Raw genomic sequence first — 7,160 nt, 5'->3', positions numbered from 1 at the left:
GCCCGTTGCTGGCTTTCGACGTCGATGCGGCGATCGCGTTCCGTTCCCGCCCGCGCGGCATTGCCGGCACGGCAACTTACGCGCGCCGCGACCAACTTGGGGCGCTCTCGCCGCCGCCGGAACCGCGCGTGCCCGCGGAGGCGTTGAGCTATGTGGTTTCGCTGCACGAATCGGCGATCAACAATCTCGCCGAGCAATGGGGCGGCAAGCAACTCGACGAAGCCACGTTCTGGATGATCCTCAACGAGGAATTCAAGTTTCGCAGCGAGGACGTCGAAAACCTGCCGCCGGGGCGCGTGTCGTCGGTGGTGCAACTCGCGGACGATTTGCCGGTGACGTTGCGTCTCCGAGATTCCGGCATCGACGTGACGCTACGCGTGCGCGGCGCCGGTCCGGAAGGCGCGGTGCAACCCAGCGAAGTAGTCACGCTTCGCGTACGTTACGATTTATCGCCGTCGGCCACGGGAATCAGCTTGAACCGACGCGGCGAGATCGCCGTTGAACCGGCGACGAATCAATTCGACGTGGCGCTGCTGGAACGATTCTTCCCCGCCTTGTTGACGCCCCGGGCGCGATTCAACAATGCCGGACAAGGGCAGCGGATGGTGGTGCGGGATTTGCGACTCGACAACGGTTGGTTGGTGCTAGGCGTTGGTCCGGCGCCGGCGGCCCGTGTGACGCCGGAGGCGAAATAGCTATGAACAATACCATCGGCCGGCATCGCAGCGCATGGTCCGTCGTCACAGCGATGATCGCGCTGCTGCCGTGCGGCGGCGCCGTGGCGGATGAGATTGATGCGGCGTACGTCCAACGGTTCGCCGAGGCGCGATTGCTGCTGTGTTTCCAGGGCAAGGGTTCCTGCCTGCCCTATGACGCCGGCGTGTTACACGAGGCCCATGCCCGTGTTCCGGCGATTGGTAAGGGGCAAGTCGTCGTCGCGGGCAACAGCAGCGGGTCGATTCCGGCCGCCTACTTCTGTTGCTTCGGGTTTTCCGACGCCGCGGTCCGGCATGCCGAAGACCGCATGTTGAACGGAAATCGCGACGCCGTGCGTGATATGGAGAACCCGCATTCCAAGCTCTCGAAGCTGTCGCAGGGTAAGCGAACGGAAATTCCGCACGACGTGTTGCGCGAATACATTGGCTTCGCCTTGGGCGTGGCGAATTGGCGCGAGGCAGGGTCGATCGATGCGATCGTGCGGCAAAGCACGGCGCGGCCGCGGTTTCCGGTCGTGATCGTGGCCTGTAACAAGGAAGTGCTGGCGGACGCCCATCCAGACGACGGCAGCGCGGCGCGCGGTTTGAAGCGGATCGATCTCGATACGTTGACTGTTTCGTGGCGCGACGAAGTGTTTGCCTTTTATCAGAAACACCCGGAACAGTTCCGGCGGGACCATCCGCACTTGAAGCTCGGCGCAACGCCCCGCATTGGCCATGCGGTCACGTATTTTGTCGATCCGTCGATGTACCAGTTGCTCCAGCAGATTCCGGCCGACGAACGCCAGGCCGATTTGCGATTGATGACCGACGCCGCCGACGTGGCGCTGGCCATTCTCGCTTCGACCTCCGAGCCGACGTATTTCGATCCCGTCGTGGAACAGCAGCCCGCTAAGCTTGTCACCTGGGGAGCGCCGGGCGATTTGGGCAACGTCCAGCAGCGGACTTACTACGGCGGCTACATCGTCTCCGTGCCTGCGCAAGACGTGCGGCGCATGCTCCCGGGCGTGCGCGTGCTCGGCACCGGCTGGCGGCACAATCCGATGATCGCCCGCAAGCTGCTGGCGAATTGGTTGCTGGCAGACGTGGAAGCAGTCGCGCAGCGGGCCGAGTGGTGGATCGATCTGGAGGCGAACCCCAATGAGGAATTCCAATCGCACATGGGCGTGCGCGATTTGAGCTCTCAACAGGAGTTCGATTTCGGCCAACGCCGCGCCGCGGAATGTTTCGCCGGCCAGGCGGGTTTGCCGGTCTATGCATACCCGCCGCGCTGGGCGACGCCGGCCGAGCACGCCATTTGGCCGACGCAGGCCGTGGACGCTATGTTGGTGAAGGATGGACAAGGCGCGGAACGACTGAATACGATGCGCGGCATCGGCACATTGTTGTCACCGGACGCTAAGCCGTAGTTGAGCGACACCATCATGAAGTGTGACGCCCCATTGGGGCTCAACAATTGTTATTCGGGCCATTGTTCCAGCGGTTTGCACCGCTGGCTATTGTCTGGCGCCCCGTTGGGGCTGAATTCGAACGGCGGAAGGTGCATGATGAAACGCGCGACCTGGCTTCAGCAGTTCTGGTTTCTGGTGTGCTGGTTCCTGCTGTGTTGGTGTTGCCTGCTGGGCGGAGCGCCGGCGCATGCGCAGCGTTTTCACGCGTTGATTGTCGCGGACGCCTCGCCGGCTGCTGGTTGGGGGAAGTTCGCGCCGCATGTGCATTTTGATGTCACGTACATGTTGTCGATGCTGCTCGACAACGTGCCGCCGGATCGGTTGGAGTTTCGCATTCTGTCGATCGAACAGGACGCCGATGCGCGGCCGCAAGCGGTTCTGCAAATGCTCGACGAGTTGCAACCGGCGGCCGAAGATACGTTGCTCGTCTACTACACCGGGCATGGCGGGTCGGATGATCGCGGGCAGTATTTCGACCTGGTCGGCGGCAAGCTCTATCGCAACGACCTTCGCGCCACGATGAACGCCAAAGGCGCGCGGCTGGCGGCGCTGTTGACCGATTGTTGCAACGTGCGCAGTGACGGCGAAAAAATCGCCGCCGCCGCCCCCGGTCCGGACGAACCGCAGGACTACACGCCCGTGTTTCGCTCGCTATTCATCGAGCCGGCCGGTTCGGTAGATATCAACGCCTGTTCGCCGGGCGAGAGCGCCTTTTTCATTCCAGAAGCCGCGAACGAGTTTGATCAGGAATTTGGTTCGCTGTTCACCAAGGCGTTGTCCAACTACGTACGCAATAATCGCGATCAACAGGTCAGTTGGGAAGATTTGTTGTTGAACACCAGCTTGCAGGTGAACGTCTGGTTCCGCGCCGGATATCCCAAGGGGGCCACGATGGCCAAGGGGAACATTCGGCAGCTGGACCAGAACGTCTTCGCGATCGAATACCCGGGCATGCCCGAGGCGAGCGGCCAGCGGGCGGGCGTGATGGTCAAGAACCGCCAAGGCCGCGCCGTGATCATTACCGAGGTCCGCGACGGCTATCCGGCCGCCCAGGCGTACGACGTGGCCGCCAATCAATACACGTCGCTGCGGGCTGGGCAAGAAATTACGGTCGCGAACGGCCGGCGGGTCAAGACCGTCGATGAATTCCTGGCCCTGATGAAGGAATCGCCCCAGGTCATGCGGCTGACGGTCCGGACCTCGAACGGGGAGCGCGAATTCCTGATGCGGCTGCGTTATTAACGATTCTGCCGGCTGCGAATCCGTTCCTGTGGACGCTGGCCGCGGGTTATATTCTCTTGGATCGATCGCCAGTATGCGCGGTGGACGGCGTGTCCGTCTGCTCAGTTCGATCCCTGGAAAACCCTGCCGTGCGGCGCTGGAACCAGCGCCGCGATTGCCGTGAAACGACCGTGTTTGAGATCGCAGTTCGGCCAATTGCTCTTGGCACTGTTCCTGGTCGCCGGTGCAGCGTCTGCGCAGGAGGCGCCGCCGCCCTCGTTGCCGCCGCCTCCGACGGAGGACTGGGCCAAGACCTATTTGGCCGACGATCCGCTGGCCGGTGACGAGCAAGTCACGCTGGAAGAATTGCGCACCGCGCTGGCCGACGAAGGGCGCCGCGATACGGTCATCCCGCGCCATTTCGCGCGGGCGACTTTATCCGATGACGAACGCCGCGAGTTTCTGTTCGCGGCGTTTACGGATTCCTCGATGATCGTCCGCCGCCAGGCGGCGGCGCAGTTGAAATTGCGAAATTGGCTGGGCGACGCGACAAGCTCGGTGCTGTTGCGATTGGCGGACGCGAATGATCGTGAATCCAAATTCGCGGCCATCGTGGCGCTGCAAAACGTGAGTATTGCGCCTGAACAAGTATCGGACGCATATTGGAACGCCCTGCTGGAAGCGCTGGCCTCGACCGACGCGTCGGTCCGCGCTGCCGCCGAGTCTCAATTCACGCGCTGGGGCGCCGCGGCGGTGCCGTTTTTGATGGACGCCGTCGAATCTGCCGAGCCGAAATTGCGCAAGCCCGCGGCCGCCATGTTGTCGGTGCTGCTGCGGCCGTCCTTCCTGGACCAAAAAGGCGGTGGCGGCGGGAAACCGCTTGCGCCGGAAACCACGGAACAACCGCCCGCCGAGATCGTTGAACCGACGGCCGTCGTCCCCACAAAGGCGCGCAAAGGAGGGTCGACGGAACCGCAGGCGGTTCGCGATCGCGACGAAGCACGGCCCAAGGACGTGCGGGTCTATTTCGGCACCAACCGGCAATTGGTCAACGAAACGCCGGACCCGCAGCCCCGCCTGTACGGCATGCCGTTCTTGCTATTGGCCGCGGCGACGGCGATTTACTGGCGCTTGCGCACGCGTAAACCGGAAGCGCCGCCGCGCAGCCGCTGGGCGACGTCGCTGATCGTGTTGGCGATGAGCGGCGTGGCTTTGGGGAGCGTCACCGCTTGGAACGACGCATTGCGCACTCACTTTTCCGAACACGTCGGCGCGGATTTCGGTCCCCTGCGGAACCAGGAAGGCAAGATCTACTACGGCTATTGCGACGTCTCGATTCCGCCGACGCACTCCGTCGGCGTGGTCGAGCAACCGCTCTTAGGTCCCGACGACGAGGACCGCCACGTCTTGTTGCGTCGTACCGAGCGACTGGAGGACGAGGCCTTCTTCCAGTCGGTACGTAAAGTGCTTGACGGGTTGCCACGAGATCGACGTGACTGCTTTGTGTTCGTCCACGGGTACAATTCCAGTTTCGATCAGGCGGCGCGGCGCACGGCGCAGATTCATTACGATCTCAAGTTCCCCGGCGCGCCGCTGTTCTACAGTTGGCCGTCGCGGGGCGCGCTCCGGCATTACTTTGGGGATCGCAATGAAATCCAATACAGCTATCGCTACGTGAAGCAGTTCCTGCTGGAGCTGTCGGAAAAACTCGACGCCGACCGCATCCACATCATCGCCCACAGCATGGGCACGGACGCCGTGGGGCGCGCGATCGCGGAGATGGGAGATCGCGGCCGCGTGTTCGACCAGATTGTGTTGGCGGCGCCGGATATCGACGCCGACGTGTTTCGCGAGCAAATCGCGCCCGCCATGGCGGCCCATTCGCAGCGCACGACTTTGTATTGCTCCAACACCGATTGGGCTCTCGTGGCTTCGAACACGTTCAACGACGCCTGGCGCGCAGGAGATTCCAGCGGCGGCATCCTGGTCGTCCCGGGCGCGGATACCGTCGACGCGTCGGGCATCGACACCACGCTCCTCGGCCATTCGTATTACGGCGACTGCCTGCCGCTGTTGAAGGATATGCGCATACTGTTCGAGAAGAACCTGCCGCCGGCGGAACGCGAACTGGAGCCGGTCAAGTTGAGCGGACCCTCCGCGTATTGGATCTTCAAGCATCTGTTCGGACCGAAGACGAACGACGCCCACACGAGCCCGTAGCGCCAGCGAGGGGGAGTTGGCGCCGGGCGATAGACCAACCGCATACGCCAGGCAAACCGTATCAGCACGATCGAATGCGGTTTGGCGAACTGGAAGGTCGGCCTGGCGTTCGCGTCAAACGATCGCCGTTGTCCACTCTCCCTCGCCAGCGCTACGGGCTAAGTACACCCGCATAAAGTTTGATGCGGGGCGCCACTGGCGGCTTGTCCGCCAGTGCTGGAGTTGGGCTTGCTAACAAGATCAAAACCGCACTGGCGGACAAGCCGCCAGTGGCACCCATCGCATTATTTCTTCTGCGTGTGCACTTAGTGTCGGCGGGCTGGTGTTGGTACGCGGCCGCTCGCTACGCGGGCGGATGCTCTAGTAGCCAATCTTCGAGGATCACGTGCTTCACGACCGGCGCGCGAAGTAGTGCCGTGCGGGACGGCAGGATTGCCGTCAACCAAGGGCGGCGGGCCATGCCGGAGACGGCGCGGAGGCCGAAGCCGCCCATGGTGCGGCGTTTGAGTTGGGCGTCGATGTTCTCGCTCAGCCGCTTGTACGTGGCTGGAATCAGATTGGGTTCCGGGCCGAGATGGATCACCGTCTCGATGCCGCGCGTGAGCGTCGCGTAGATGGCATCCCAAAGCCGTTGCGGTTCATCCAGCCAGCGGGCGAGATGCGTGCGGCTGTTGTAGTCGTTGTAGGAAATTTCCCCCGTGACGAGCGATAACACGCGCGGCGCCGGCTCGACAAAACCGCCGGGCATCTGGAACATGGTCCACGCGGCGCGATTGGGAATCTGTTTTTGCCACAACAACGGCGTGTGCAGCGGCGGCCAGTGATGGGGATTCTTCCGCAGGTGCGTGGTCGCCGGTAAGACCGGATGCATGGACTGCCGAAAGCGATCGACCGTGTCGCCTTGCCCCAAGAGCAGCACCGCGTTGGGGGCCAACTGCGCGGAAATCGCGATCACGCCGTGGCCCTGCGAACAAATATGCAGGCAGTGGCGCTCGATGGCGGTCAGATCGAGCGCGGGGCCGATCGAGAACAGCACGCCCATTGTGACGTCGGTCGCCAAGTCCGCGCAGTCGTCGGCCATCGACAACAGCGTTCCGAGCACTTCCTCGAGTCGAAACACTCCGCCCGCGACGAGGGCCGTGACTTCGCCCAGGCTATAACCGAAGGCCAGGCGGACGCGGCGGTAGTCGAGCCCGTGCAACTCGCGCATGATTTCGAGGTGGGCCATCTCCACCGACATAATCAGCGCGATATCTTCGGCGAACGTGGCCAGCGAAGACTCGCGCCGGGACGTGACGCGCTCCACGAGGTCAAAGCGATGCGAGGACAAATCGGCCGCGGCCTGCGAGGCTTCGACAAGGTGGCGGCGAATGATCGGGCCGTAGGCGTCGTGGGCGAGCAATTCCGGCGTGCGGCCGAGATTGGTGATGTTGTAACCGCGGAACGCGCAGGCGGCGCTCGCCAGCGTGTCCTGAGTCAGCAATTCCATGTAAGCCTCGCCGCCAAGTGCCGTCACAGTTCGGAGGCGTGAGTGTACCCGATAGGACGGTGC

At 63.1% G+C, this 7,160-nt stretch carries 5 protein-coding genes; 4 read left to right on the top strand and 1 reads right to left on the bottom strand.

Going from position 1 to position 7,160, the window contains the following annotated elements; genetic code table 11:
• The 4 genes from SGJ19_09965 to SGJ19_09950 form a co-directional block, all read left to right on the top strand.
• Positions 1-695: hypothetical protein (locus SGJ19_09965; GenBank protein MDZ4780565.1), on the top strand; the 695-nt coding region annotated here is incomplete at its 5' end.
• Between the two features lie 2 nt (positions 696-697).
• Positions 698-2,125 (top strand): hypothetical protein, encoded by a 1,428-nt coding sequence (locus tag SGJ19_09960; protein ID MDZ4780564.1) that lies wholly within the window; start codon positions 698-700, stop codon positions 2,123-2,125.
• A gap of 138 nt (positions 2,126-2,263) precedes the next feature.
• Positions 2,264-3,409 carry a caspase family protein gene (locus tag SGJ19_09955; GenBank protein ID MDZ4780563.1) on the top strand — a complete coding sequence of 382 codons (1,146 nt, stop codon included), beginning with the start codon at positions 2,264-2,266 and terminating at the stop codon, positions 3,407-3,409.
• Between the two features lie 159 nt (positions 3,410-3,568).
• Positions 3,569-5,608 carry an alpha/beta hydrolase gene (locus SGJ19_09950; protein MDZ4780562.1) on the top strand — a complete coding sequence of 680 codons (2,040 nt, stop codon included), beginning with the start codon at positions 3,569-3,571 and terminating at the stop codon, positions 5,606-5,608.
• A gap of 343 nt (positions 5,609-5,951) precedes the next feature.
• Here the strand turns inward: SGJ19_09950 and SGJ19_09945 are convergent, their stop codons facing one another.
• Positions 5,952-7,097 (bottom strand): ACP S-malonyltransferase, encoded by a 1,146-nt coding sequence (locus SGJ19_09945; GenBank protein MDZ4780561.1) that lies wholly within the window; start codon positions 7,095-7,097, stop codon positions 5,952-5,954.
• Positions 7,098-7,160 lie beyond the last annotated feature (63 nt).

The sequence above is a fragment of the Planctomycetia bacterium genome (assembly GCA_034440135.1).
Classification (GTDB): domain Bacteria; phylum Planctomycetota; class Planctomycetia; order Pirellulales; family JALHLM01; genus JALHLM01.
The sequence above is the reverse complement of the archived record's forward strand: the minus strand, read 5'-3'. Positions and strand labels throughout refer to the sequence as shown.

What these genes read in the sequence shown, in the direction of transcription:
- SGJ19_09960 (MDZ4780564.1), top strand. Translation starts at nt 698, where the DNA reads ATGAACAATACCATCGGCCGGCATCGCAGCGCATGGTCCGTCGTCACA.
- SGJ19_09945 (MDZ4780561.1), bottom strand. Translation starts at nt 7,097, where the DNA reads ATGGAATTGCTGACTCAGGACACGCTGGCGAGCGCCGCCTGCGCGTTC.
- SGJ19_09955 (MDZ4780563.1), top strand. Translation starts at nt 2,264, where the DNA reads ATGAAACGCGCGACCTGGCTTCAGCAGTTCTGGTTTCTGGTGTGCTGG.